This is a genomic window from Sphingomonas sp. EU05-FHT14C10 (assembly GCF_058790595.1).
Genome location: NZ_JBYTEN010000002.1, coordinates 368447 through 393709, shown reverse-complemented (window position 1 = coordinate 393709; position 25263 = coordinate 368447). Strand labels below are relative to the sequence as shown.

At 65.8% G+C, this 25263-nt stretch carries 26 protein-coding genes; 6 read left to right on the top strand and 20 right to left on the bottom strand.

Features of this window, described 5'->3' with window-relative positions; genetic code table 11:
• Nucleotides 1-6: 6 nt before the first annotated feature.
• From AC3WT0_RS04660 to mtgA, 6 genes are all read right to left on the bottom strand, one after another.
• The gene (locus AC3WT0_RS04660) at nucleotides 7-414 is read right to left on the bottom strand and encodes an MAPEG family protein (protein ID WP_058801443.1); all 408 of its coding nucleotides are present in this window, start codon (nucleotides 412-414) and stop codon (nucleotides 7-9) included.
• Between the two features lie 12 nt (nucleotides 415-426).
• A complete protein-coding gene (locus tag AC3WT0_RS04655; protein WP_492751834.1) occupies nucleotides 427-816 on the bottom strand; it encodes a VOC family protein in 390 nt (129 codons plus the stop codon).
• Nucleotides 817-913: 97 nt separating this feature from the next.
• Nucleotides 914-1381 (bottom strand): YHS domain-containing (seleno)protein, encoded by a 468-nt coding sequence (locus AC3WT0_RS04650; protein ID WP_492751833.1) that lies wholly within the window; start codon nucleotides 1379-1381, stop codon nucleotides 914-916.
• A 58-nt stretch (nucleotides 1382-1439) separates the two neighbouring features.
• Nucleotides 1440-2096, bottom strand: coding sequence for a carboxymuconolactone decarboxylase family protein (locus AC3WT0_RS04645; RefSeq protein ID WP_492751832.1), 657 nt, complete (start codon nucleotides 2094-2096; stop codon nucleotides 1440-1442).
• A 2-nt stretch (nucleotides 2097-2098) separates the two neighbouring features.
• Nucleotides 2099-3028: an AraC family transcriptional regulator gene (locus AC3WT0_RS04640; protein WP_492751831.1), complete on the bottom strand. Its 930-nt coding sequence runs from the start codon at nucleotides 3026-3028 to the stop codon at nucleotides 2099-2101.
• 732 nt (nucleotides 3029-3760) lie between these two features.
• Nucleotides 3761-4471, bottom strand: coding sequence for a monofunctional biosynthetic peptidoglycan transglycosylase (gene mtgA, locus AC3WT0_RS04635; RefSeq protein WP_492751830.1), 711 nt, complete (start codon nucleotides 4469-4471; stop codon nucleotides 3761-3763).
• Nucleotides 4472-4525: 54 nt separating this feature from the next.
• Between mtgA and AC3WT0_RS04630 the strand changes: the two genes are divergently transcribed.
• Nucleotides 4526-5332 (top strand): transporter, encoded by an 807-nt coding sequence (locus tag AC3WT0_RS04630; protein WP_492751829.1) that lies wholly within the window; start codon nucleotides 4526-4528, stop codon nucleotides 5330-5332.
• Between the two features lie 92 nt (nucleotides 5333-5424).
• Here AC3WT0_RS04630 and AC3WT0_RS04625 read toward each other — a convergent pair whose 3' ends face one another.
• The 3 genes from AC3WT0_RS04625 to AC3WT0_RS04615 form a co-directional block, all read right to left on the bottom strand.
• Nucleotides 5425-5595, bottom strand: coding sequence for a Flp family type IVb pilin (locus AC3WT0_RS04625; RefSeq protein WP_492751828.1), 171 nt, complete (start codon nucleotides 5593-5595; stop codon nucleotides 5425-5427).
• 242 nt (nucleotides 5596-5837) lie between these two features.
• On the bottom strand, nucleotides 5838-6008 hold the full coding sequence (locus tag AC3WT0_RS04620; protein WP_492751827.1) for a Flp family type IVb pilin: 171 nt from the start codon (nucleotides 6006-6008) through the stop codon (nucleotides 5838-5840).
• 132 nt (nucleotides 6009-6140) lie between these two features.
• Nucleotides 6141-6314, bottom strand: coding sequence for a Flp family type IVb pilin (locus AC3WT0_RS04615; RefSeq protein ID WP_492751825.1), 174 nt, complete (start codon nucleotides 6312-6314; stop codon nucleotides 6141-6143).
• An 84-nt stretch (nucleotides 6315-6398) separates the two neighbouring features.
• Between AC3WT0_RS04615 and AC3WT0_RS04610 the strand changes: the two genes are divergently transcribed.
• Both AC3WT0_RS04610 and AC3WT0_RS04605 read left to right on the top strand, forming a co-directional pair.
• Complete coding sequence (locus AC3WT0_RS04610) at nucleotides 6399-6797, top strand: (deoxy)nucleoside triphosphate pyrophosphohydrolase (protein ID WP_492751824.1); 399 nt, start codon at nucleotides 6399-6401, stop codon at nucleotides 6795-6797.
• 112 nt (nucleotides 6798-6909) lie between these two features.
• Entirely contained in the window at nucleotides 6910-7071 is a 162-nt protein-coding gene (locus tag AC3WT0_RS04605) for a hypothetical protein (protein WP_492751823.1), read from the top strand.
• Nucleotides 7072-7175: 104 nt separating this feature from the next.
• Here the strand turns inward: AC3WT0_RS04605 and AC3WT0_RS04600 are convergent, their stop codons facing one another.
• The 3 genes from AC3WT0_RS04600 to AC3WT0_RS04590 all read right to left on the bottom strand — a co-directional run bounded on the left by AC3WT0_RS04600 (nucleotide 7176) and on the right by AC3WT0_RS04590 (nucleotide 10938).
• Entirely contained in the window at nucleotides 7176-7952 is a 777-nt protein-coding gene (locus tag AC3WT0_RS04600) for a hypothetical protein (RefSeq protein WP_492751822.1), read from the bottom strand.
• A gap of 10 nt (nucleotides 7953-7962) precedes the next feature.
• A complete protein-coding gene (locus tag AC3WT0_RS04595) occupies nucleotides 7963-9417 on the bottom strand; it encodes a helicase HerA domain-containing protein (RefSeq protein WP_492751821.1) in 1455 nt (484 codons plus the stop codon).
• 129 nt (nucleotides 9418-9546) lie between these two features.
• The gene (locus AC3WT0_RS04590) at nucleotides 9547-10938 is read right to left on the bottom strand and encodes a helix-turn-helix domain-containing protein (RefSeq protein WP_492751820.1); all 1392 of its coding nucleotides are present in this window, start codon (nucleotides 10936-10938) and stop codon (nucleotides 9547-9549) included.
• A gap of 162 nt (nucleotides 10939-11100) precedes the next feature.
• On the opposite strand from AC3WT0_RS04590, the gene aceA reads away from it, so the two are divergent.
• Nucleotides 11101-12384 carry an isocitrate lyase gene (gene aceA, locus AC3WT0_RS04585; protein WP_492751819.1) on the top strand — a complete coding sequence of 428 codons (1284 nt, stop codon included), beginning with the start codon at nucleotides 11101-11103 and terminating at the stop codon, nucleotides 12382-12384.
• Nucleotides 12385-12501: 117 nt separating this feature from the next.
• On the opposite strand, the gene AC3WT0_RS04580 is transcribed toward aceA, so the two are convergent.
• The 3 genes from AC3WT0_RS04580 to AC3WT0_RS04570 form a co-directional block, all read right to left on the bottom strand.
• Complete coding sequence (locus AC3WT0_RS04580) at nucleotides 12502-13485, bottom strand: endonuclease/exonuclease/phosphatase family protein (protein WP_492751818.1); 984 nt, start codon at nucleotides 13483-13485, stop codon at nucleotides 12502-12504.
• Nucleotides 13486-13718: 233 nt separating this feature from the next.
• A complete protein-coding gene (locus AC3WT0_RS04575) occupies nucleotides 13719-15053 on the bottom strand; it encodes an amidohydrolase (protein WP_492751816.1) in 1335 nt (444 codons plus the stop codon).
• Between the two features lie 133 nt (nucleotides 15054-15186).
• Entirely contained in the window at nucleotides 15187-15537 is a 351-nt protein-coding gene (locus tag AC3WT0_RS04570; protein ID WP_492751815.1) for a winged helix-turn-helix transcriptional regulator, read from the bottom strand.
• A gap of 170 nt (nucleotides 15538-15707) precedes the next feature.
• Between AC3WT0_RS04570 and AC3WT0_RS04565 the strand changes: the two genes are divergently transcribed.
• Nucleotides 15708-16490: an SDR family oxidoreductase gene (locus AC3WT0_RS04565; protein WP_492751813.1), complete on the top strand. Its 783-nt coding sequence runs from the start codon at nucleotides 15708-15710 to the stop codon at nucleotides 16488-16490.
• Nucleotides 16491-16498: 8 nt separating this feature from the next.
• Here the strand turns inward: AC3WT0_RS04565 and AC3WT0_RS04560 are convergent, their stop codons facing one another.
• On the bottom strand, nucleotides 16499-18244 hold the full coding sequence (locus tag AC3WT0_RS04560; protein WP_492751811.1) for a CocE/NonD family hydrolase: 1746 nt from the start codon (nucleotides 18242-18244) through the stop codon (nucleotides 16499-16501).
• An 81-nt stretch (nucleotides 18245-18325) separates the two neighbouring features.
• Here AC3WT0_RS04560 and AC3WT0_RS04555 point away from each other — a divergent pair, with 81 nt between their 5' ends.
• A complete protein-coding gene (locus AC3WT0_RS04555; RefSeq protein WP_492751809.1) occupies nucleotides 18326-18898 on the top strand; it encodes a TetR/AcrR family transcriptional regulator in 573 nt (190 codons plus the stop codon).
• A gap of 44 nt (nucleotides 18899-18942) precedes the next feature.
• Here AC3WT0_RS04555 and AC3WT0_RS04550 read toward each other — a convergent pair whose 3' ends face one another.
• The 4 genes from AC3WT0_RS04550 to AC3WT0_RS04535 are packed head-to-tail and all read right to left on the bottom strand — an operon-like array spanning nucleotide 18943 to nucleotide 24950.
• On the bottom strand, nucleotides 18943-20808 hold the full coding sequence (locus AC3WT0_RS04550; RefSeq protein WP_492751807.1) for an ABC-F family ATP-binding cassette domain-containing protein: 1866 nt from the start codon (nucleotides 20806-20808) through the stop codon (nucleotides 18943-18945).
• Between the two features lie 60 nt (nucleotides 20809-20868).
• Nucleotides 20869-23193, bottom strand: a complete 2325-nt coding sequence (locus AC3WT0_RS04545; protein WP_492751806.1) for a heavy metal translocating P-type ATPase — start codon at nucleotides 23191-23193, stop codon at nucleotides 20869-20871.
• Between the two features lie 54 nt (nucleotides 23194-23247).
• Nucleotides 23248-24009 carry an ABC transporter permease gene (locus AC3WT0_RS04540; RefSeq protein WP_492751804.1) on the bottom strand — a complete coding sequence of 254 codons (762 nt, stop codon included), beginning with the start codon at nucleotides 24007-24009 and terminating at the stop codon, nucleotides 23248-23250.
• Complete coding sequence (locus AC3WT0_RS04535) at nucleotides 24006-24950, bottom strand: ABC transporter ATP-binding protein (protein ID WP_492751803.1); 945 nt, start codon at nucleotides 24948-24950, stop codon at nucleotides 24006-24008. The genes AC3WT0_RS04540 and AC3WT0_RS04535 overlap by 4 nt, the downstream gene beginning before the upstream one ends.
• Between the last annotated feature and the right edge of the window lie 313 nt (nucleotides 24951-25263).

Here is a 25263-nt window from a genome sequence, read left to right as displayed (position 1 = left end):
CCCGGATCAACCCAGCTGCAAGCCGATGGCAAGGATCGCCGCCCAGGATACCAGGTAGGTCGGCGTGCGAAGGTAAGGTACGCCAAGCGCATAGACGATGTAATGTACCACCCTCGCGTAGTAGAAGACCATGGCGCATTGGCCGACGAATGCTGCGTCGATCCGGTCGGGCAGCATTCCTGCGGCGACCACCACAGCCACGAAGGCGGGCAGGGTTTCAACCATGTTGAGATGGGCGCGCTTGGCCCTCTGTGCCCAGAGTGGCGGAACCGGCTCCTGTGCGGGGTAACCTTCAGGATAGTTCTTGAGAAAATCCCCGATCCCCCACACGAACAAGCGCGAGACGATATAGGGAACCCACATCAGGACCGTGAAGACACCCGACAGGGCGAGAAAGTGATAGGCCTGTTCCATGTCATAGCCCCTTTAAGCTGCAAAGCCGTTGTGGATCGCTTCGAGCTTGTGCCCGAAAGGATCGCGCACGAAGGCCGCATAGACATCGCTGGCGGGATAATCCGGACGCGGTCCCGGTTCCCCGGCGCAAGCACCGCCGCCCTGTATTGCAGTCGCATGGAAGGCGTCGACGACGGCCTGGCTCTCAGCCCGGAATGCGACGTGGGTGCCATTACCTTGCGTATAGGCCGCCCCGTCGGCCGGAACCATCAGCAGGAACTGGACAGCACCGTTGCCGTATGCCGCGAACGCGTCGTTCGCGGCGAGACAATCGAGCCCAAGAGTCGCCATGGCGGTATCGTAGAACTTGCGGGCGTCGTCGATGGACGGAACGCCGAGGCTGATGTGGTCAAGAATGTTCATGGGAATTCGCCTTTCGAAATGAGGGGGAGGACGACGACCGACAGCCGTGGAGGGGGTCGGGACCGGCATTGCGGCCGCCGTCATCCGGCGCGCGGCGTCAGAGCGACGCGGCGGCCAAGCTGCGGATCTGCTTCCAGTTGGCTTCGGCCTTCTTGATGGTACCGGCCTGGTCCTTCTGGAACGCCTTCAGAATGTCCTCGTTCAGGAAGACATAGAGCTTGCCGTTGACGACAGCCGCGTAGCGCGGGTCGCCATCGAACTTCTTGCCGACCGAAACCCCGAAGGTGCAGTAACCGCCATTCTGCGGCGAGAACCGGCCGGGGTCAGCCTGGAAGGTCTCGAGGTTTTCCTGCGACGTGAAGTAGTAGGCGACGCCGTCATGAACCGCAGTGAACTTGGCGGTGCCTTCGATGCGGTTGCCCAGCGTCACGAAGGCGACAGGGTCGACGCCATGCAGGCCAAGCGGCGCGCCGGCGGCGGTCAGGCCGTTGGAAACATTGTTTTCTTCGACAGCGAGCGCGGGCGAAGCGAACGATACGAGTTGGGCAGCGATCAGCGCAGCCATAAGCGGCTTCTTCATAGGTATTCTCCAGATTGTTGGTTGAGGTGTGTTTGGTGGCCGCTCAGGCGGCCTTGGTCGAGACAACCGGGAAATCGATGTCGGTTGCAGCGATATGGTTGAAGTAATTGGTGAAGATGTTCATCGCGGTTGCAGCGATAAGTTCGACGAGGTGACCGGCGTCGAATCCTGCGGCGTAGAAGGCTTCGATCTCGGCATCCGAAATCACGCCCTTGCGGCTGACGATAGTGCGAACCATCGCAATGATCGCCCCGTTGCCGCCGGAAAGTTCGCCGCCAGCAATGACCTGCTGCATGTCAGCCTGGCCGAGACCCGCCATCTTGCCAAGCGCGGTATGGGCCGATGCGCAATAGTCGCAGCTGTTCTCGCCTGCGGCGGCGAGCGCGATCAGCTCACGCTCGCCGGCCGTGAAACGGCCCTTGCCGAGCGCATTGCTCAGGCCGAGGTAGGCCTCGAGCGCGGCCGGCGACTGCGCCATGGTCCGCATGATGTTGGGCACGCCGCCCATCTTGGCGCGGATGGCGCTGAAGAGCGGCGCCACAGCTTCGTCGGTGGTTTCGAGGGGTACTGCAGAAATCCGTTGCATGTCTGTCTCCTTGTCTACGTTCATGACACAGGAGCGATGCTGGATACTGGACGATAGAGCAATCCACCCGCCCGTTATTGGGATTTCATGCAAACGCAAAAGGACAATGTGCAAATTTATGCGGCAAGACGGTGACGAAACGCACTCGGGGTCTCGCCGAACATGTTGGCGAATGCGCGGGTGAAGGCTGCCGGAGACTGGTAGCCGATTCGGCTCGCAACTTCCTGCACCGAAACGCGGCTATCGCGCAGCAGGGCGCAGGCCTTCTGCAGCCGCCATTCGGCCAGATATGTGAGCGGTCCGCACCCGACCAGTTCCTGAAAGCGCGCGGCGAAGCGACTGCGCGACATGGCGGCCTCACCGGCCAGCGTCTCGACTGTCCATTGCATCGCGACATCTCGGTGCATGGCCTGGATCGCCCGCGAGATCTTGGGGTCGGCGAGTGCTTCCATCAGACCGCTGAGTTGCTCGGACTGGGCAGAACAAGCCCGGACAGTCTCGATGAAGATGATCTCGGACATGCGCCGCACGACCGCGAGCGAACCGGGTTGTTCGCCCGTCATTTGTCGCGCCATCAGCCGAAGCGCCTCATCCAGCCAGAACGAGACGCTGCGCATGCCGGCACTGAGGTGAAGGAGTTTCGGAAGCGATCTGAGCAACGGGTGGCGGCTACCCTCGGCGAAGGTGAAATGCCCGCACATCAACTGTGTCGCAGCACGCTCGCAACCGTGACCGACGATGAAGGTCCCGGTCCCCGGATATCCGGAGTCCTGCATAACGGTTTCGAGCGATACAGGCTTGCGCTCCGGCGTGTCGGACAGGGAATGAGCCGCGCCGGCAGGAACCAGAACCAGATCGCCCTGACGCAGCAGAATGGGCTCATCTTCGCCTGCGCGGACATAGCATTCGCCCTGCACTGCAAAGTGAAACCGGATGGCCGAGGCATAATCGGGCACTCCAATCGCCCAGGGAGTGTTGAAGCATGTCCTGAAATAGAATTGCCCTTGCAGGGCCATGGAGTCGAGAATGTCGCTCAAAAGATCCATCGGCCGCGCTCTCCTGACCTTGAACGGCAATGACCGGGCGGGCCCTTGCAGCCCGCCCCGCCTTGATGACTACAAGTTCAGCAGCGGGCTTGCCAGAACCTGTTAGCGGTCCCAATTGGTTCCAATCGAACCGAAATCGCTGTAGCGCTATTCGATCCGGGTGCGCACATCGTTACCGAACCCGTCTTCAAGGCTGCCGCCAGCACGCCTGCCGTCTGGTGAATGACCTAGAATTCGCAGAACCGAGATGGGGATAAGCACTGACTGGCCAATTTGACTCAGCGTATTCGCAGGTTCTTGCAAATGCGGACATCCACGGTAGCCGGCTTGAACAACGGGGTTTGATTGGATGCTGCCGCCGAACCCGTGCTTTGCGAATGTCCGCTAAGCCAAAGCGATTTTCCGAAACCAGACAGTCTCCTCCCGGCCATCCTGACCAAACTCGGTCGGGAAGAAAATGCGCTTGCCCATGATTAATCAGTGGTGTTTAACACGTCTCAGCAACCGGATTGGGAACCAAACCGGTCCCGAAAATCGGCCTTGGGGCTACGATCGGGGCTCCATTTTAGTCGGAATCGGATAATTTTTTTCCGTTTCAATTCATAGCTTTAGAGACGGGTTTCCCGCTACCCGCTCCACGGTTTTCCGCCGTTTTTTAGGCGCTGCGCCCGCATTATTTTGTTTTTGATTGGCTCGGTGGCGCTCCGCCTGCAGCCTTGGCTTCAACCCGCGTTAATTCAGGCAATCATCCAGCCCGCCGCGCGCGACTACGCCGACGCGGCGGTCGATGCGGTTGCCGTAACGCCGGGTGTAGCCGCTGGGGTCGATCGCGTCGCGCTTCTTGGGGAGCGGCAGGACGGCAGCGATGCGACTTGCCTCCAGCGGGCTGAGGCGCGAGGCGTCGTGATTGAAATAGCGGATGGCGCCGGCGTTGACGCCGTAGGTGCCGATGCCGGTCTCGGCGAGGTTGAGATAGACCTCCATGATCCGCCGCTTGCCCCAGATCGCCTCGATCAGGACGGTGAACCAGGCCTCCAGTCCCTTGCGGACGAAGCCGCCGCCTTGCCAGAGGAAAGCGTTTTTCGCGGTCTGCTGGCTGATCGTCGATCCGCCGCGGATCACATGGCCGCCCTGCGCATTGCGCTCGGCCGCCTTGGCGATCGCGCCGAAATCGAAGCCGTGATGGCTGCAGAATTTGGCGTCCTCGGCCGCGATCGCGGCGCGCGGCATATCGGGATCGATCTGCGACAGCGGCATCCAGTCCCTGGTGACGCTACGTCCACTCATCACGTCGCCCAGCATGGTCAGCGTGAAGGGCGGGGGCACGAAGCGGTAGACGATCACCCAGAGCAGGCTGATCCCCACGAACCAGGCGATCGCCTTGAAGATGATGCGGATGATGCGGGTGGGAAGCGATCGCTTCGTCTTGCTGCGGGTGGCCATCGACTATTGGATGTAGCGCGGAACCGGCCCCGCTGAAAAGCGTAAGAGCAGCCGATGAGGAGGGGAGTTGCGATGAAGCTGAGGATAGGTTTGCTGATCCTTGCCGCGATCGCTTCGCCGCTGGAGGCGCGCGACCTGTGCCCCGACCGGCCGGGGCTCGATACGCCGCCCTGCACAGTCGATCCCGGCCGGCTCGTCCTTGAAACCGGGATCGGCGACTGGACGCTCGACAAGACTGCATCGCAGCGTACCGATACGCTGACGCTGGGTGACGCGCTGCTGCGCATCGGCGTGGCCGAACATGCGGAGATACAGATCGGCTGGACGGCCTTCGGCCATGTCCGCACGCGCGACATGGCGACGGGTGCGGTGAGCCGCGACGGTGGCGTCGGCGACGTTATGCTGGCGGTGAAGCGCAATCTGACGAACCCCGACGGGTCGGGCTTTTCGGCCGCGCTGCTGCCTTATGTCACGCTGCCGGCGGGCGGGCAGGCGATCGGGGCGGGGACATGGGGGGCAGGGATGATCCTGCCGATCAGCTATGCGCTGACCGACAGGCTGTCGCTCAGCGCCACGCCCGAGATCGACGCCGCGCCCGATGGCGACCGCAGCGGCCGGCACCTGCGTTATGGCAGCGTCGGCGGGCTGGGCCTGAAATTGTCGGGCAGCGTGCAGGCCTCGGCCGAGCTTTCGCTATTCCGCGATCGCGATCCCGACGATCGCGCCACCGAGGCGCTGGCGGGCCTGTCGGTCGGGTGGCAGCCGGGCAGGGAGTGGCAGCTCGATCTGGGCGTTAACGCCGGGCTCAACCACGCCAGCCCCGATGCCGAGGTCTATGGCGGGATCGTGCGGCGATTCTAGCAACCGGGCCAAAGAGAAAGGGCGCCGGATCGCTCCGACGCCCTGTCCCTATGCAAAGCAGAAGGTGGAAAGCCTGGGCTTTCCGTCCAACCTTAGTTGGTTTCGGCCATCTTGCTGGTGGCCTTGCCGAAGGTCAGCGAGAGCTGGCTGCCCAGGCTGGTCATGGCAGTGATCGCGGCGATCGCGATCAGAGCGGCGATCAGGCCATATTCGATAGCCGTCGCGCCCTTGTTGTTGGCAATCATCTTGCGAAGCGTCTTCATCCCCGGTCTCCCGACTTGAAAGCATGCCGCAGCCGAAATGGCGATCGTGTTCGCGGCCATCCGAAAGTATGTGCGCTTCGTTGAGATTTGCTTAAATCGCATCGTTAACCCGGCAGGAAAGCAGGCCTGTTGCCCAGTCGAAACGGATTTTTGCGGGAAAGCAAAGGAGAAAGGGCGCCGGATTGCTCCGACGCCCTGTCCCTTTGCAAAGCAGTTTGGAAGCCCTGGCTTCCGGCAAGACCTTAGTTGGTCTTGGCCATCTCCGACTGAGCCTTGCCGAAGGTCAGCTTCAGCTGGCTGCCCAGGCTGGTCATGGCGGTGATCGCGGCGATCGCGATCAGAGCGGCGATCAGGCCATATTCGATGGCCGTCGCGCCCTTGTTGTTGGCGATCATCTTGCGGAAAGTCTTCATTCCCATTCTCCTTGGTCCAAAGCGTATTCACCCGGCTTCCCGATAGGTTTCCCTTCCCGGGCGCACGGTGAAATTAGGGCGGTGATATTGCCAATTACTTAAATGTTCCCGGCAATCGACACTAATGACCCGTTAACCAGCTCCGACGACTCTGTGTGCGACCATGTTCCACATGTCGATCGTCTGACTCGCGAGGGCCGATATGGCGCCAAGAGCGCTCAGGCAGACGAGCGCCGCGATCAATCCATATTCAATCGCCGTGGCCCCGCGCGGATCGCGCGCAAGCCTTGTCGCAAATCCGTACATAGTTGTTCCCGATCATATGCTGTTCCAAAGCAATCACACGCTATGGCCTCGGCCGTTAAGATTTTCTTATGACGTGGAGGACGGATGGATTCGCTGCTCGTGGTCGCGGCCGCGCTGATCGATCGGGACGGGCGGGTGCTCGTCCAGCAACGCCCCGAGGGCAAGGCCCTGGCGGGACTCTGGGAGTTTCCGGGCGGCAAGGTGGAGCCGGGAGAGACGCCCGAGGCGGCGCTGGTGCGCGAGCTGGCCGAGGAACTGGGCGTCGAGACCGAAAGCGCCTGCCTCGCGCCCGCCGCCTTCGCCAGCGAGCCGCTTGCGGGGCGGCATATGATCCTGCTGCTCTATGCCTGTCGCAAATGGCGCGGCACACCCGAGCCGCGCGAGGCCGCCGGATTGCGCTGGGTCCGGCCCGTGGAGCTTCATGCGTTGCCGATGCCCCCGGCGGACAAGCCGCTGATCGGGCTGCTCGACGCGCTGCTCTGACGTCTCGCGCCGAGCCGGACCGCCGCACCCGCGAACATTAAATAATACGGGACTTAACCCATGTGCTTGGGCGGCGCGTTGTAGGAGGGTAACTCCGTAGCGGAGACTCGCCATGCCCGAACATCCCACTGCCTATCTGCTGCGCCGCGCCGATGCGGAGGAGGCGAAGGCGCGGCTTTCGCTTGAGCCCGGCGTCGCCGCCATCCATACGCGGATGGCAAGCGAATATCGCCAGCGCGCCGCCGAGCACGGCATAGCGCCGGTCGCCTCCTGATAGCTGGATCATTTCGCCGTCATTACGAGCGCAGCGAAGCAATCCAGAGCAGCGTCCGATCTCGGACTGGATTGCTTCGCTGCGCTCGTAATGACGATGTGGGTTCATGGCGAAGGCGGCGTTATCTTCAGCGCCGGGGTGATCCGCGTCGCGACCAGTTGCCTTGTGCTGCGCTGGATCGACCAGAGCGTGTCGGGCGCGGAGGGATCCCAGTCGATCGCCTGGCCGTTGGTCGGGATGGCGTAAGTCGCGACATGATCGAGCGTGGTGCCGCCCGCGGGCACGCGGATCGCGTAGAGTTCCTGCTTGTCGTGGCCGGTCGCGTAGAGCAGCCCGTCCTTGCCCCACGCCCCGCCCGAGCAGCTTCGCGGCGCGAAGCGGGCGAGGATCGTCGGCGGGAAGGAGAAGCGCCGCACCTCGCGCATCCTGTCGTCGAGCTCGACGAGGAGCGTCGCGCGGTGATCGCGCCCCGCGACGCCGCCCTTGCCGTCATAATTGGCGAAGATCGCCCACCAATGGCCGCCATGGCGGGTCAGCACGGTCAGCGATCCGGGAAAGCCGTCGAGCGGTACGGTGCGCTTGTGGCGGAGGGTGCGCGCGTCGAAATAGTCGATCATCGATCGCTGCGGCGTCGCCGGATAGTTGGACGCGGCGCAGATCAGCTCGGTCCCGCGTTCGATACAGCTGTTCATATGCGGAAAGAGCGCCGGATCGCCGTCCCAGTGCGCGACGCGCTTGCCCGTCGCCTTGTCATATTTCCCGATCGCGTGGTTCGAGATCGCATAGACGTGGCGGCGGCCGGCGGCGACGCCCTGATCGGCCTCCTCGGCCGCGATCGGGCTGGCGAAGGCGGCGAGCAGAAGCGGGAGGAGAAGGCTCATCGGCTGGCTCTCAATTGTCGGCGGGTGCGGTCGTCCAGCCGAGGCGGGGGATGGTGATCGAGCGGCGGCCTGACAGGTCGACGCGCGTCACGATCAGGTCGCGGCCTTCCATATAGCTGATCACGCGGCGTGCGCGCCCCAGCGAACTGGTGCCGTAGCTGTGCGCGATCGCCTCGTCGCCGGGGGCGGGCTCGCCCTCGCGCGCAGCGCGGGCGATGAGCAGGAAGGCGCCCAGCATATCGTCGGGCACGTCGCGCGCGGCGTCGAGCGCGGGCGCCCATTCGCCGTCGAGTCCCTCGAAGATGCCCGCGCGCGCGGCGGCAAGCCGGCGCGTGAAGGCGCTGAGATCGATCGGCGGGCGGCGCAGGCCGTTCATCCGGCAGCGGACCTGGAAATCTTGGAACAGCACCGATGCCGATCGTCCGGCGGCTTCCATATCCTCGACGATGGCGCGCAGCGCCGTGGCCATCACCGCCTCGCGATCGATCGGTTCGGCTTCGGGTTCGTCGGCTTGCGGCGCGATCGACGATTCGGCGAGGAGCATGTCGAGCGACGGCGGCGGCGCGGGGCGGGGGAGCGGATCGAACAGCGAAGGCGCGGGCGGTTCCTCGATCCCCGCGAGCAGGAATTCGCGCATATCCTCGGCCGGAGCGGCCTGCGGCAGGGGGACGAGCACCGGGCTGCCGCTGCGCGCCGCCGTCTCGACCGCGCCGATCCTGACCGAGATCGGCCGGCGGGAGATCGCCGGGCCAAGGCCGAGGAAAGTGCCCCGCGAAAGATCGCGGATCGTCTCGGCCTGGCGGCGCTCCATGCCGAGCAGGTCGGCGGCTCGCGCCATGTCGATGTCGAGGAAAGTGCGCCCCATCAGGAAGTTGCTCGCCTCGGCCGCGACATTCTTGGAGAGCTTGGCGAGGCGCTGGGTGGCGATGACGCCCGCCAGCCCGCGCTTGCGCCCGCGCGACATGAGGTTGGCCATCGCGCCCAGCGACAGGCGGCGCGCCTCGTCGCTGACCTCGGCCCCGGCGGCGGGTGCGAAGATCTGCGCTTCGTCGACGATCACCAGCGCGGGGAACCAATGTTCGCGCGGCGCATCGAACAGCCCGGCTAGGAAGGCGGCGGCGCAGCGCATCTGCCCGTCCATCTCCAGCCCCTCGAGGCTGAGGACGACCGAGGTGCGATGCTCGCGGCAGCGCGCGGCGAAGCGGGCGATCTCGTTGGCCGAATAGTCGACCGCCTCGACGGCGACATGGCCGTAGCGATCGGACAGGGTAACGAAATCGCCCTCGGGATCGATCACGATCTGCTGGACCTGGCCGGCGCTGCGTTCGAGCAGGCGGCGCAGCAGGTGCGACTTGCCCGAGCCGCTATTGCCCTGGACGAGCAGGCGCGTCGCGAGCAATTCCTCCAGATCGACGAAGACCGTATTGCCCGCGCCGTCGACCCCCATATCCACCTTGAACGTCATAGGCGAAGCCCATGCGCGAAGCAGGGCAGGGTCGGCAAGCAGTCTGTTCGGGAAATCCGGCTATCGCCGGATTGCGGAGCGGGCCGGTGCCGCATCCGAAATGCGCGGCGCGCATTTCGGAACCAACTCTTACTCGCCTGCGAAAGTGAAGGCGGAAAGGCCACGCTCGCGATCGTCGACGGTCAGCGCGCGGGCGGCGGGGGGCGTGGATCGCTGAGCGCAATCGGCGCGCGTGCAGTCGCGGCAACCAAGGCCGATCGGCGCGGCGAGGCCGTTGACAGGATCGATCCCGCGCGCGGCGGCAAGCGGCGCGGCAAGCCCGGCTTCGACCCCCAGTGCGATCGCGAAGATCGCGTCGCTGCGCCCCGTTCCCGCCGACAGCGGGCGGACGGTGCGCGACAGCGTGAACCAGCGCCTGCCATCCTCGAGCTCGACCATCTGGGTGACGATTTCGCCCGGACGATCGAAAGCGGCATGGATCGACCAGAGCGGACAGCGGCCGCCGGTTTCCGCAAGCGGCGATCCGGATGCGCCGCCATAGCGCTTCGAAACCTGACCGGCGCGGTCGATCCTCAGCATGAAGAAGGGCAGGCCGCGCCCGCCGACGCGCTGGAGCGTGGTTAGCCGGTGAGCCACCTGTTCGAATCCCGCACCGAAGCGGCGCTGGAGCAGCGCGGTGTCATAGCCCGTCGTCTCGCACGCGCGCAGGAACCGGGCATAGGGCATCATCACGGCGGCGGCGAAATAGCTGGTGAGGTGGCGGCGATAGAAGCGCTCGGGGAGTCGATCGCCAAAGGCGGCGCCGCGCGCCAGCGCCTCGATTTCGGCGCGCGCCTCGATCTGGGCAAGCTGATAGGCGAGGGCGAAGGTGCGCGAGGCGGGATCGAGCAGCTCGGACAATTGGAGCTGGCGGGCGTGAAGATCGAGCCGGCGCAGCTTGTCGGGCATCACGTCGACGGGAAGGATGCGGATGGCGAGTTGATGCTTGATGCGCAGCCGCTCCGACAGCGCGCCATAAAGATCGCCGGCGCCGAGGCGAAGCTCGTCGGCGACGGCTTCGGCTGCGGCATCGAGGTCGGGATAGTGATTGCGCCAGCGTGCGATTTCGCGGCGCACCGCATCGATCGGATCGGCCTGGCCGGGCACGGACGTGGCGCCGCCGGCGTGGAGCGCGTCGAACGCGCGCGCAAACGCCGCCGCACCGCCCGGCGCCGCCGCCAGCCATTCCTCGACCTCGCTGCGATCGACCTCGAGATCGCCGAACATCGGATCGGCGAGCCTGCGCCGGATCGCATCGGCCCCGCCGCCCGGATCGTCGGTCGAGAGACTGCGCGGATCGAAGTCGAAATTCTCGGCCAGCCTGAGGATCAGCACGGCTGACAGCGGGCGCTGGTTGCGCTCGACAAGGTTCAGATAGCTGGGCGAGATGCCGAGCATCTCGGCCATCGCCGCCTGCGTCACGCCCACGCTGCGCCGCAGCCGCCGCACCGCATGCCCCGCGAAGATCTTCCGTTCCGCCATATCCGGTCTGTAATTTAATTTACAAGTTTACTCAACTTCGCATAGCACTGCGCACGCGAACACGCCGAAATCGGGCAATATCACTCTCGAATCATACGATCTGCGCGTATCTCGCTTTCATCCAGCGGGCGGGGTTGCCCGGATTTTGTGAAGGATTAACCAATGTTGAGCTTCTCCGATCTGATCGCGGCTCCCGAAGGGCGCTTCAACGGCATCAATCGCACCTACACGCCCCAGGATGTCGAGAAGCTGCGCGGCTCCTTCCCGATCGAGCATACGCTGGCGCGGCGCGGCGCGCTGAAGCTGTGGGAGCTGCTCAACACCGAAGACTATATCAACGCGCTTGGCGCGCTCAGCGGCAACCAGGCGATGCAGATGGTCCGCGCCGGGCTGAAGGCGATCTATCTGTCGGGCTGGCAGGTCGCGGCAGACGCCAACACCGCCGGCGCCATGTATCCCGATCAGTCGCTCTATCCCGCCAATGCCGGGCCGGAACTGGCGCGCAAGATCAATCGCACGCTCCAGCGCGCGGACCAGATCGAGCATAGCGAGGGCGGTGCCAAGCGCGACTGGTTCGTGCCGATCGTCGCGGATGCCGAAGCCGGCTTCGGCGGCCCGCTCAACTGCTTCGAGATCATGAAGGCCTATATCGAGGCGGGCGCCGCCGGCGTTCACTTCGAGGACCAGCTGGCATCGGAAAAGAAGTGCGGCCATCTGGGCGGCAAGGTGCTGATCCCGACGCAGGCGCATATCCGCAACCTCAACGCCGCGCGCCTCGCCGCCGACGTCTGCGGCGTGCCGACCGTCCTCGTCGCTCGCACCGACGCGGAAAGCGCCAAGCTCATCACCTCGGACATTGACGAGCGCGACCACGAGTTCCTCACCGGCGAGCGGACCCCCGAGGGCTTCTTCCGCCTCAAGGACGGCACCGGCGTCGACCATTGCATCAAGCGCGGCATCGCCTTCGCCGAGCATGCCGACCTGCTGTGGTGGGAGACCAGCCACCCGAACCTCGCCGACGCCAAGCGCTTCGCAGAGGCGGTGCAGAAGGCGCATCCGGGCAAGCTGATGGCCTATAACTGCTCGCCCAGCTTCAACTGGGAAGCCAAGCTCGACAAGGAAACCATCGCCAAGTTCCAGCGCGAGCTGGGTGCTATGGGCTACAAGTTCCAGTTCGTGACGCTGGCGGGCTTCCACCAGCTCAACCACGGCATGTTCGAGCTGGCGCGCGGCTACAAGGATCGCGGCATGGCGGCCTATTCGGAGCTGCAGCAGGCCGAGTTCGCGAGCGAGAAGGACGGCTACACCGCGACGCGCCACCAGCGCGAAGTTGGCACCGGCTATTTCGACGCGGTGGCGACGGCAGTCGGCGGCGGCCAGGCATCGACCACGGCGCTCGCCGAATCGACCGAGGCCGACCAGTTCAAGAAGGCGCACGCCGCCTGATCCGACCGATCTTTTCCTGGGGAGGAGAAGGCGCCCGCCGGTGGGAGACCACCGGCGGGCGTTCAGTTTGGGGGTTACGCGAACGCGAGCACGGAACGCGACGAACGAAGCTGTGGACTAGCCCTGAAAGCGATAGGTGATGCTGTAGCCGGCATGGTCGGACAGCGAATTATCCTCGCGGTCGAGCGTGAAGATCATGCGCGGCGCGCCTGCCGATACTCCACCGGTGGCCATGCGCTCGACGAACTGCCAGTCGCTGGCGTGGCGCAGCGGGACGTTGGCGGCGATTGAGGCAGCCCCGCCGCAGTTTTGCGGCGCGGCGCGGCATTCGGGGGTGAATTCGGGGCGGCCGAAGGCGGAGACGGGGCGGGCGCCCCAGTTGCGCGCACCGCCCAGCAGCGCGCCCAGCCGCTCGTCGCTGTGGCCGACGTTGAAGTCGCCCGCCACGATGCGCGCGGCGACCGGTGCAGGGGCGTGATCGACGAAACCGTTCAGCGCGGCGATCTGCGCGGCATAGGCCTGCCTGCGCGCCGCGACCGAGGCGCGCGAGCGACCATTGGCGTTGAGGTGCGTCGTCACGACCTCGACCGGAAGGACGACGCCCGGCACGGCGATCCGCGCCGCCATCGCGCCCTTGGAAGCGAGGCAATCGACCCCCGCACAGGCGCCGTGGGGAAACAGCATCGAGCGCAGCGAGACGATCGGATAGTCGGAGAGGATGACGAGCCCGCTGCCGAGCGCGGCGTTGCCCGCCGGGCCGATGGCGCGGTAGCGATAGCCCGCGCGCGCGCCGATCGACTGCGCTTCGTCGGTGAAGGCTTCCTGCAGCACCACGACCTGCGGCGCGCGGCCTTCGGCGCGCAGCTGGCCGAGCCGGTCGGCGATCGCCGCGAGCGCGCCCGGGCGTCCGAAAGCGGCGGGCCAGGGCAGGCCCTTCACATTATAGGTCATGACCTCGAGCTGGCGTTCGGCCGCCGGCTGCGGGGCATGGATGCGCGCGCCGAGCGCCGCCCAGTCCACACCCACGCCCGATGCGCTCGCCTGAAGCGCGGCACTCGCCGGCACCAGCGCGGCGATAAGGAGAAGGGCGGTCTTGCGCATCGCGTTTCCCATGCCGGGAAGACGCCATGGCCCCCTGCGGCCCGCATCCCGGCCCCATCCACCTATCGGAGGACGGGGACGGGGGCGTTACGCGCATACTACGAAGCGATGACCGAAAGGCTGCGCTTTGGTTACGGCCGCCGCAGCCGTCATTGCGAGCGCAGCGAAGCAATCCAGAAATGTCCGGCGACACTCTGGATTGCTTCGCTGCGCTCGCAATGACGGGGATGGGCTCAACGCTTCGCGAGCAGATCCAGCGACGCCGTCACCATCGCTTCGGTCGCGGTAGAGATCACTGCTTCGGCATCGGGTGCCCAGCCCGAATTGTGGAGCGAAGGCAGCTTGGCGGGATCGCCCTTTGCCGCATCCCACTTGGCCTGCGGCACGCCGCCGACCCAGAAGATCAGGCTCTGGATATGCTGGGGGTCGACGAGGCGATACTGCGCGAAATCCTCGCTGACCATCGCCGGCTTGACGGCGCGGACGCGGTCCTTGCCGAATTCGCCGACGAAGGATGTCGCGATGCGGCCGGTCAGCGCTTCGTCGTTGAAGGTCGGATCGGCATAGGTGCCGAACTGCGTGACGACGGGCATCAGATCATCGGGCAGCCCGGCCGCGATCGCCTCGCCTCGCGCGATGCGGCGGATGCCTTCGAGCAACTTCGCGCGCGTTTCGGGCGCATAGCTGCGCACGCTGAGCTGCAGCTTCACGCTGTCGGGGATGACATTGTGCTTGGTGCCGCCATGGATCGAGCCGACGGTGACGACGACCGGTTCCTGCGGATCGATCTCGCGCGAGGCAAGCGTCTGGAGCGCGCCGACGATGCGCGCGGCGAGCACGATCGGGTCCTTGGTCGTCGCCGGCGCGGCGCCGTGGCCGCCGATCCCCTTCACGACGATGTCGATCGAATCGACGGCGGCAAGCGCATAGCCAGGCGTGTAGCCGACGACGCCGGCGGGCAGCGAAGCCGAATCGTGGAAGGCCACGACATAGTCGGGCTTGGGAAAGCGCGTGAACAGGCCATCCTTGATCATCGCGGTGGCGCCGGCGTTAATCTCCTCGGCGGGCTGGGCGATCATGATCAGCGTGCCCGACCAGCGGCCCTTGAGCGCCGCCATCAGCCGCGCGGTGCCCACCCATGTCGACATGTGCGTGTCATGCCCGCAGGCGTGCATTACGCCGGTTTCCTGCCCGTCCGCGCCCGTCGCCTTGACGGTGCTGGCGAAGGGCAGGCCGGTCTGCTCGGTGACGGGAAGTCCGTCCATGTCGGTGCGCAGCATCACCGTCGGCCCCGCGCCGTTCTTCAGTATCGCGACGACGCCGGTGCCGCCGACCCCTGTGGTCACGGCGAAGCCCGCCTTGCGCGCCTCTTCCGCCAGCCGCGCCGATGTCTTCACTTCCTGCGTGCTGAGCTCGGGCGATGCGTGGAGCGTACGGTAGAGCGTCATCAGCGACGGCATTTCCTTCGCGACATCGGTGCGCAGCGCGGCGTCGGGCTGCGGCAATGATTGGGCGATTGCGGGGGCGGCGACGGCGGCGAGAAGCAAAGGCAGGGCAAAGGCGCGCACGAAGGACTCCGGTCTATGATCGAAGCCGCCACCATCGGCGCTGCCGCGCGCGATGTGAAGAGGGGGCGAGCGCGGATCAGATCGATGTGGCGCGGAAACCCGAAGCTGCCGCGTGCTCTTATCCGGTGGAAGCCTAATCCGTATCGGATGTGGTCTCCTTATCGGCCCGCTGCGCGATCCACGACAGCAGCGCATCGAGCGCGGGGCAAAGCGCCTGCCCCCAGTCGGTCAAACCATATTCGACCTTTGGCGGAACCTCCTGGTGGACCGTCCGGCAAACGATCCCGTCCCTTTCCATTTGCCTGAGTTGCTGGGCGAGCATTTTCTGCGAAATGCCGGGGGTCGCCCGCTCGAGATCGGAAAAGCGCATGATCCGCCCGCCGAACAGGTGAAACAATATCACCAATTTCCAGCGGCCGTCGATCAGCTTAAGCGCATTCTCGATGCCTTGGGTCGCCGTCTCGCGCGTATATTGGTGTCGCATACTTTTCCGTGAGTATCTTACTTTTTCGTGCGTTCTTGCATCGATCTGAAGTTAGGCCGATCTGCCCCGATGAACAACGCCGATGGAACGCACCTGCCGAGATCCATTGCCGACTATTTCGTCACCGGTGCGGGCGGACGACGGCGCTATTGCAGGATTGGAGACAAGTCATGACCATGGATCTTGCCCTGGCCGGACGGCGGGCGCTGGTGACCGGCGGCACCAAAGGTATCGGCGCTGCCGTCGTCGAGGCGCTGCTAACCGCCGGCGCTCAGGTGATTGCGACGGCGCGCAATACCCCCGCCGCCCCACTGGATGGCGCTCACTATGTCGCGGCGGACCTTACGACCGCCGATGGTTGTGCAGCCGCCGTCGATGCCGTGCTCGATCTTTTCGGGGGCGTGGACGTCATCGTCAATGTGCTCGGGGGATCGGATGCGCCTGCGGGCGGTTTCGCCGCGCTGGACGATGATCAATGGATGAAGGAATTGAACCGCAACCTCATGCCGGCGGTCAGGATCGATCGCGCGCTGCTGCCGTCGATGATCGCGCAGCGCGCCGGCGTCATCATCCATGTGACGTCGATCCAGCATGTGCTGCCGCTTCCTGAATCGACCACGGCCTACGCCGCCGCAAAGGCCGCGCTCTCGACCTACAGCAAGAGCCTGTCGAAGGAAGTGACACCGAAAGGCATCCGCGTCGTGCGCGTCTCTCCCGGCTGGGTCGAGACCGACGCCGCCGTGGCGCTGGCGGATCGCCTCGCGACCGAAGCCGGCACCGACTATGAAGGCGGCAAGCAGATCATCATGGATTCGCTGGGCGGCATCCCGCTGGGCCGTCCGGCAAAGCCGCGCGAAGTGGCCGACCTCATCTGCTTCCTTGCCTCGCCGCTGGCCGGGGCAATTACCGGTACCGAATATGTCATCGACGGCGGAACGGTGCCGACGGCCTGACGCGGACCTCATCCTTCTCCCACGACCGGCAGCAGCAACTTGGACGTGGCGAGGACGCTGTTGAGCGTGCTCGTGCCGATGCTGGCATGGCGGAAGAGGAGGGCGGCGGGCTTGTCTTCGCCCTGATCGTCCGAGGTCAGATAGAGGCGGATGCGGTGGCCGGCCCTGAAGTAGCGCGCGTTGGGAACGAGCGGGATGCGGTAGTGGACGGGCTTGTCCACCGGCACGGCCTCGAAATCGCGGCAGGGCAGGACGGGCGCGCCGGGCAGGCTGGCTGCCTCGTCGACGGCGCGGAGGCCGGCGCGGAGATAGCCGGCAGTGACATTCGTCGCCACGCCCGCTTCGTCGATATCCTGCAGGATGGCGATGAAGGCGGTGTCGGGGGCGGTGCTGACGACGTCGAGCGCCAGTTCGATCGGCCCGCACATCTCGACGTCCTGGCTGAGCGGCGGGGTATCCCAGGCGAGATGGTCGGCGGGATCGGTCTCGCTTGCGCGGGGGCGATTGAGCCCGGCGCCAAGGTTCATATAAGTCCGCTCGCCATCGGAGGCGGCGCTGCCCAGCACTGCGTCGGCGCCGAGCGCATAGGCTTTCGGGGCGGCCTCGGGGACCGGCCACTGCGCAGCCGATCGCCAGCCTTCAGCGCCGGGCATGACATAGCGGAAGCGCGGGCCTTCGAGGATGCCGGTGTCGGCGCCCTTCAGCCAGTGGTCGAACCACGCCAGCGCCTCGATGTGCAGGCTTTCCCACGGCCATGACAGACCATGTTCGCCCATCATCGCCACCTGCACATGCGGGCTGCTGGTCAGCCCCTTTATCGCGGTAAAGGTGTGGGGAAGGTGGAGCGGCACATTCTGCCAGTCGCAGCCGAGATAGACGGGGATATCGACGCGGTCGAGCAGCGGCAGGATGTTGCGCTCGTCCCACCAGCCGTCGCGGAAGGGGTGCTCGACGGCAATGGCGCGCCAGTGATCGTCCCATGGGTGCGGATCGTGGTGGAGCTTGAGCATCTCCCTGATCCCCGCGATCGCCGCTTCGCCATTGGCATGTTCGAAGGATTTGTGGATCGCGGGGATGTGGAGCACCGCGCTCACCGCCTGCAGCAGCCTGCCGCGCCACAGCTTGTTGGTGTGACCCGACGTCATGCCGATCATCGACAGGAAAGGGGTGATGAAGCTGCTGCTCATCAGCCCGTTGTGCGTGGCCGATTGATAGAGGTCGTAGGTGCCGGCGATGGGCATGATCGCTTTCAGATGTGGGGGGCGTTCGACCGCCGCCTCCATCTGGGTACAGGCGAAATAGCTGATTCCGACCATGCCGACATTGCCGTCGGACCAGGGCTGCGCCGCCGCCCATTCGACCAGATCGTGCATGTCCTGCCGTTCCTGGCCGTCGAAGAAGCCGAAGGTGCCGCCCGATCCGCCGGTGCCCCGGCAATTGGCGATGACGTGAACATAGCCGCGCGGCGCGAAGAAGTCGCTCGCCCCCGCCTCGACGAAACCCAGCGGAGCGCCGCTGTTCTGGATCTGGCGCGGATAGGGCGAAGCGGCGATCAGGACGGGATAGCGGCCCGGTGCGGCGGGACGGTGGACATCGACCATCAACTCGACGCCGTCGCGCATGACGGCGGCGACATCCTCGTCGCAGGTCGTTTCATATTGGGGAATGGAGAGGTTGCGATAGGTGCGGCCCGTCGTCTGCGGTCCGTTGAGCCTGCGCTGCCCGGGTTCGATGCCAGCTACCGTCGTCGCCATCACCAGTCTCCAACATTGTAAACACGTGTTTGCATATCATCAAGGCTGGACAATGTAAACGATTGTTTGCAAATTAATGCGATGACCGAGACCAAATCGATCAGAAAATCCGATCTCGCGCGCGAACGCATTGCCGCCGCCGCGCGGAAAATCTTTGCGGAAGAAGGCTATGAAGGCGCGACGATCCGCGCGATCGCGGCCGAGGCAGCGATCAACCCCGCAATGGTGATCCGCTATTTCGATTCGAAGGAGGGGCTGTTCGCGACGGTGACCACGCTTAACTTCAGGCCCGAGTCGCTCGCGGGGATCGCGCCCGAAGCGCTGGGCGAGGCGCTGGTCACGCATGTGCTCGACCTGTGGGAAGACGAGCATGACGGCGCGGCGCTGGCGGCGATGATGCGCGCGTCGATCTCCAACGAGGCGGCGCGCGAGGGCGTGGTCGCGCAGTTTGGCGGACAGCTTGCGCAGGTCTTCGCGATCATCGGGCCATGGGCGCTGGGCGCAGCCCCTTTCGTCGCGACGCAGATATTGGGCCTCACGATGGCGCGTTTCGTGTGGAGGATACCCGTCGTCGCCGGACTGCCGCGCGCCGTGGTGATCGAGCGCGTCGGCCGCGCGGTGCAGCGTTATCTGGACGAAGCGCGGCTGGTCTAGCGCTCGGCTGAGGCCGCAGGCCGGAGCCTTGCGGTCGCCAGCCGTCAGGCCTCGATCGCTTCCAGCGCCTCGCTTGCCTCCATCCACGCGGACTCGGCGCTTTCGATGCGATCGTTCAGATCGGCCCGGCGCTTCATCAGTTCGGTCATCGTCAGCTTCGCGAGCGCGGCGTCGGCGCTGGAGGGATCGAACATCGCACGATCGATCGCGCCGCGCTGCTCGTTGAGCCTTGCGAGTTCGGTTTCCGCGGCCTTGGCGACCTTGCGCAATTCCTGATTCTTCTCGCGCGCTTCGGCGGCGGCGCGGCGGGCTTCCTTCCGATCGGCCTTCTGCGCCTTCGCGGTCGCATTGTCCTTGCGGAGGACGAAGGCGATATAATCGTCCATGGACCCGTCGAACTCCGACGCGGTGCCGCTGTCGACGAGCACGAGCCGGTCCGCCGTCATCTCGAGCATGTGGCGATCGTGGCTGACGATCACGACCGCGCCCGAATAGGCGTTGAGCGCCTGAACCAGCGCTTCGCGCGCATCGACGTCGAGGTGGTTGGTCGGTTCGTCGAGGATCAGCATGTGCGGCGCGTCGCGCGTGATCAGCGCCAGCGCCAGCCGCGCCCGCTCGCCGCCCGACAATTTGCCGACCAGCGTCGTCGCCTTGTCGCCCTGGAAGCCGAAGCGGCCGAGCTGCGCACGCACCGCCGACTGGCTGGCGCCTTTCATCAGCGCGGTCATGTGCTGGAGCGGGGTTTCGTCACGGTCGAGCTCCTCGACCTGATATTGGGTGAAATAGCCGACGCGCATCTTGCCCGATGCGGTCATGCCGCCTTCCATCGGCGCAAGCTGGGCGGCGAGCAGGCGGGCGAGCGTCGTCTTGCCGTTGCCGTTGCGGCCGAGCAGCGCGACCCGATCGTCGGGATCGAGGCGCAGGTTGAGACGCTTGAGGATCGGCGTCTCGCCATAGCCGACCGTCGCCATGTCGAGCGTGATCAGCGGCGGGCGCAGCGCATCGGGATCGGGGAAGTCGAAGCTGAGGCTGGGATCGTCGTGCAATTCGGCAATCGGCTGCATCCTGGCGAGCGCCTTGGCGCGCGACTGCGCCTGCTTGGCGGTCGAGGCGCGGGCGGAATTGCGGGCGATATAGTCGCGCAGCTTCTCGCGCTCGGCTTCCTGCTTGGCGCGGGCCGAGGCGATCTGCGCCTGGCGCTCGGCGCGCTGGCGCTCGAATGCGTCATAGCCGCCTGGGTAGAGCGTCAGCTTGCCGCCGCCCAGATGCAGGACATGATCGACGACATTGTTGAGGAAATCGCGCTCATGGCTGACGAGCAGGATGGTCGCGGGGTAGGATTTGAGGAAATCCTCCAGCCACAGCACGGCTTCGAGATCGAGGTGGTTCGACGGTTCGTCGAGCAGCAGCAGGTCGGGCTGCGAGAAGAGCAGGCTGGCGAGCGCCACGCGCATCTTCCACCCGCCCGAAAAGCTGCTGAGCGGCCGGTGTTGCGCCGCTTCGTCGAAGCCGAGGCCGACGAGGATCTGCGCGGCGCGCGACGGTGCGCTGTACGCGTCGATCGCGATCAGACGGTCATGCACCTCGCCCAGCCGGTCGGGATCGTGGCTGGTCTCGCTTTCGGCAAGCAGGGCGGCGCGCTCGGTATCGGCGGCGAGGACGGTCTCGAACGGAGTCGCGTCGCCGTCGGGCGCTTCCTGCGCGATATAGCCGAGGCGTGCGCCGCGCGGCATGTCGATCGATCCGGTGTCGGGCTCCAGCATCCCCGCGACCACGCGCACCAGCGTCGTCTTGCCCGCGCCGTTGCGGCCGATCAGCCCGATGCGGCCGCGCGGCGGCAGGCTGGCGGTGGCGCCGTCAAGGATCGTGCGGCCGCCAAGGCGCACCGTTATGTCGCTGATATTGAGCATGGCGCGGCTCCCTAGCAGGGGAAGGCGCCAAGCCCAAGCGATGTTCAGCGCTTCTGGAGCCTAGAGCCGTATCCGGTTCAGACGCAACGCATTGGTGACGACGGTGAAGGACGATAGCGCCATCGCGGCGCCTGCCAGCATCGGCGAGAGCAGGATGCCGGCGATCGGATAGAGCACCCCCGCCGCGATCGGGATGCCGATGCCGTTGAACAAGAAGGAGAAGAACAGATTCTGGCGGATGTTCGCCATCGTCGCGCGCGCCAGCCGCCGCGCGCGGACCATCGCGGACAGATCGCCGCGCGTCAGCGTCAGCCCCGCGCTTTCGATCGCGACGTCGGTGCCGGTGCCCATCGCCACGCCGACATCGGCGGCGGCGAGCGCGGGTGCATCGTTGATGCCGTCGCCTGCCATCGCGACGCGCGCGCCGCCGGCTTTCAGCTCGCCCACGATCCGCGCCTTGTCCTCGGGGCGAAGATCGGCGTGGACCGTGTCGATGCCGCCGATCGCACGCGCGACGGCTTCGGCGGTGGCGCGATTGTCGCCGGTCAGCATGACGATGCGCAGGCCTTCGGCATGGAGCGCGGCGATCGCCTCGCGCGCATCTGCGCGGATCGGATCGGCGACCGCGATCAGCCCCGCGCTATGCCCGTCGATCGCGACCAGCATCACGCCCGCGCCGTCGTGCCGATAGCGTTCGGCCTGTGTTTCGAGCGCGGCGGGATCGGCGCCGACGCGACGGAGCTGTGAGGCATTGCCGACGACCACCGCCTTGCCGTCGACCGCGCCGCTGACCCCAAGTCCGGTCTGCGACTGGAAATCGGCGACGGCGCCGATGGACAGATGCCTCGCGCCCTCGACGATCGCGCGCGCCAGCGGATGCTCCGACTGCGCCTCGATCGCGGCGGCGAGCGCGAGCAGCGTATCGGCGTCGACGCCGTCGACGGGCTCGACCGCGATCAGGCGCGGCTTGCCTTCGGTCAGCGTTCCCGTCTTGTCGATTACCAGCGTATCGACGCTGTCGAGCGCCTGCAGCGCCTCCGCATTGCGGACGAGCACGCCGGCATGCGCGCCGCGCCCGGTGCCGACCATCACTGACATGGGCGTGGCGAGGCCAAGTGCGCAGGGGCAGGCGATGATGAGCACGGCGATGGCGTTGAGCAGCGCATGGCCGAAGCGCGGTTCCGGCCCGACCAGCAGCCAGATCACGAAGGTCGCGACGGCGACCAGTACGACCAGCGGCACGAACCAGCCCGATACGCGATCGGCGACGGCCTGGATCGGCGCGCGGCTGCGCTGGGCGGCGGCGACCATCGCGACGATGCGCGCGAGCATCGTATCGGCGCCCACCGCGCGCGCCTCGATCAGCAGGCTGCCCGTGCCGTTCACCGTGCCGCCGGTGACGTCCGCGCCGACACTCTTGGCGACGGGGGCGGGCTCGCCGGTGAGCATCGCTTCGTCGACGCTCGAACTGCCTTCGAGGACGACGCCGTCGACGGGGACGGTCTCGCCGGGGCGGATGCGCAGCCGGTCGCCGGCCACGACCTGATCGAGCGGCACTTCCTGCTCATCGCCGTCGGGCGCGACGCGCCGTGCGGTCTTGGGCGCGAGGTTGAGCAGCGCGCGGATCGCCTGCCCCGTCGCGGCGCGGGCGCGCATTTCCAGCACCTGCCCAAGCAGGACGAGCACCACCACGACGCCCGCTGCTTCATAATAGACCGGAACCATCCCGCCATGATCGCGGAAACCGGGCGGGAAAAGCCCCGGCGCGATCGTGGCGACGAGGCTGTAGAGAAAGGCTGCACCCACGCCGAGTGCGATCAGCGTGAACATGTTGTAGTGGCGCGACCTGAGCGAAGACCAGCCGCGCTGAAAGAAGGGCAGCCCCGCCCACAGCACGATCGGCGCGGCAAGCGCGAGCTGCACCCAGGCCGACCAGTGCGGCGGGACGATATGGATTCCCAGCATTTCCGCACCCATCGAGACGAGCAGCAGCGGCACTGCCAGAACGCCGCTGATCCACAGCCGCCGGGTGAAATCGATCAGCTCGGGATTGGCGCCTTCGTCCCCGGTCGGCGCCTCGGGTTCCAGCGCCATGCCGCAGATCGGGCATGATCCCGGCCCGGACCGCCTGATCTCCGGATGCATGGGGCAAGTCCAGATCGCCCCCGGCGGCGCGGCCGGCGCCGGCGTAGCAGTTTGGGGAGCGAGATAAGGGGCTGGATCGGCGACGAATTTCTCGCGGCACCGCGCGCTGCAGAAATGATAGGTCGCGCCGCCATGCTCGGCATGATGCGCCGTCTTCGCCGGATCGACCGTCATGCCGCAGACGGGATCCTTCACCGCCGCCGCTGCGTCATGATCATGATGGTCATGATGATCGTCCATCCGCGCCTCCTGCCGCGCGAAAACCAACTGGTTTCGCGCGCCGGCGTATTAGTGTCAGTTTTTAAGGCGATAGCCAGTCCGGAAAATCCCGCGCAGGACGAGCAGGCACAGGAGCAGGAAGACGAAGGTCAGCGCCAGGCTCACCCCCACGTCCACGTCGCCTTTTCCGTAGAAGCTCCAGCGGAAGCCGCTCACCAGATAGACCACCGGATTGAACAGGCTGACCGCGCGCCAGAAGGGCGGGAGCATGTCGATCGAATAGAAGGCGCCGCCGAGGAACGTCAGCGGCGTGACGACGAGCGTGGGGACGAAGCTCAGCTTCTCGAAACCGTCCGCCCAGATGCCGAGGATGAAGCCGAACAGGCTGAAGGCAATCGCGGTGAGCAGCAGGAAGGCGATCATCGCCAGCGGGTGCTCGATCCTGACGGGCACGAAGAAAGCCGAGGTAAGCAGGATGACGAGGCCGAGCACGACCGATTTGGTCGCCGCCGCCCCGACATAGCCGATCACGATCTCCGTCGCCGAGACAGGCGCCGAGAGCAGCTCGTAGATCGTGCCCGTGAACTTGGGGAAGTAGATGCCGATCGAGGCGTTGGAGATGCTCTGCGTCAGCAGCGCGAGCATGATGAGCCCGGGGACGATGAAGGCGCCATAGTCGACGCCGCCGACCTGCTGCATCCGCGATCCGATCGCGCCGCCGAAAACGACGAAATAAAGCGAGGTCGTGATGACGGGCGCGGCAAGGCTCTGCCACAGCGTCCGCAGCGCGCGGTTCATCTCGAAACGATAGATGGCGCGGATTCCGTACCAGTTCATGCCGCGGCTCCTTCGCGTTCGGCCTGTGCGACAAGCTCGACGAAAATATCCTCCAGCGAACTGCGCGTCATGTCCATGTCGCGGAACTGGATGCCGAGATCGGCGACGCGGCGCAGGAAGGAGGGGACGCCCGTGCGCTCGGCATTGGCGTCGAAGGTGAGGACGAGGCCATGGCCGTCGTCGATCAGCGCCGGCGCCCATTCGGCAAGCTGGGCCGGCACGGCGGCAAGCGGCTCGGCAAGCGTGAGGACCAGCCGGCGCTTGCCGAGCTTGGCCATCAGCGCCGCCTTGTCCTCGACGAGGATCAGGCGGCCGCGATCGATCACGCCGACCCGATCGGCCATTTCCTCCGCCTCCTCGATATAGTGAGTGGTGAGGATGATGGTGACGCCCTTGTCGCGCAGATCGCTGACGAGGTTCCACATGTCGCGGCGCAGGTTGACGTCGACCCCCGCCGTTGGTTCGTCGAGGAAAAGGATATCGGGTTCGTGCGCCAGCGCCTTGGCGATGAGCACGCGGCGCTTCATCCCGCCTGACAATTCCATGATCCTGCTGTCGCGCTTGTCCCACAGCGACAGGTCACGCAGCACCTTCTCGATGATCGCGGGGTTGGGCGGCCGGCCGAACAGCCCGCGGCTGAAGCGCACCGTGCCATAGACCGATTCGAAGCTGTCGGTCGAAAGCTCCTGCGGCACGAGGCCGATCTTCATCCGGGCAGGGCGCGGTTCGCGCACCACGTCGTGCCCGTCGACCATGACGGTGCCGGTCGACGGATTGACGATGCCGCAGACGATGCTGATCAGCGTCGTCTTGCCCGCGCCGTTGGGGCCGAGCAGTGCGAAAATCTCGCCCTTGCGGATTTCGAGGTCGACCTTGTGAAGCGCCGTGTGGCCTGACTTGTAGGTCTTGGAGACATTTTCAACGGTGATGATGGCGGACAAGAGCGAACCCCCGCGTCGAGACAGGGCGCATAGCTAGGGTGTCGGAGCGCCGGCTCCAACCCCCGTCTGATGCAGAGCTTTCGCGGTGTTTTCGCGACTGCGAAATGGGTGAACCGCGTGTTCCAGGCGACGGCATATGGCAGGGGCAGGAAACGCCATATTTCCCGAGGCTTCGTGGTTAACATTATTTTAACCTGTGATGGGCTCCACTCACCGCGAAAATTGCTGCAATGCAGGAACCGTTCCGGCGGCCCGCATTTGAGCGCGTGGGCGGAGCTGGGGCTTCGTCTGCGGCGGCTCGGTCGGTCGTCGG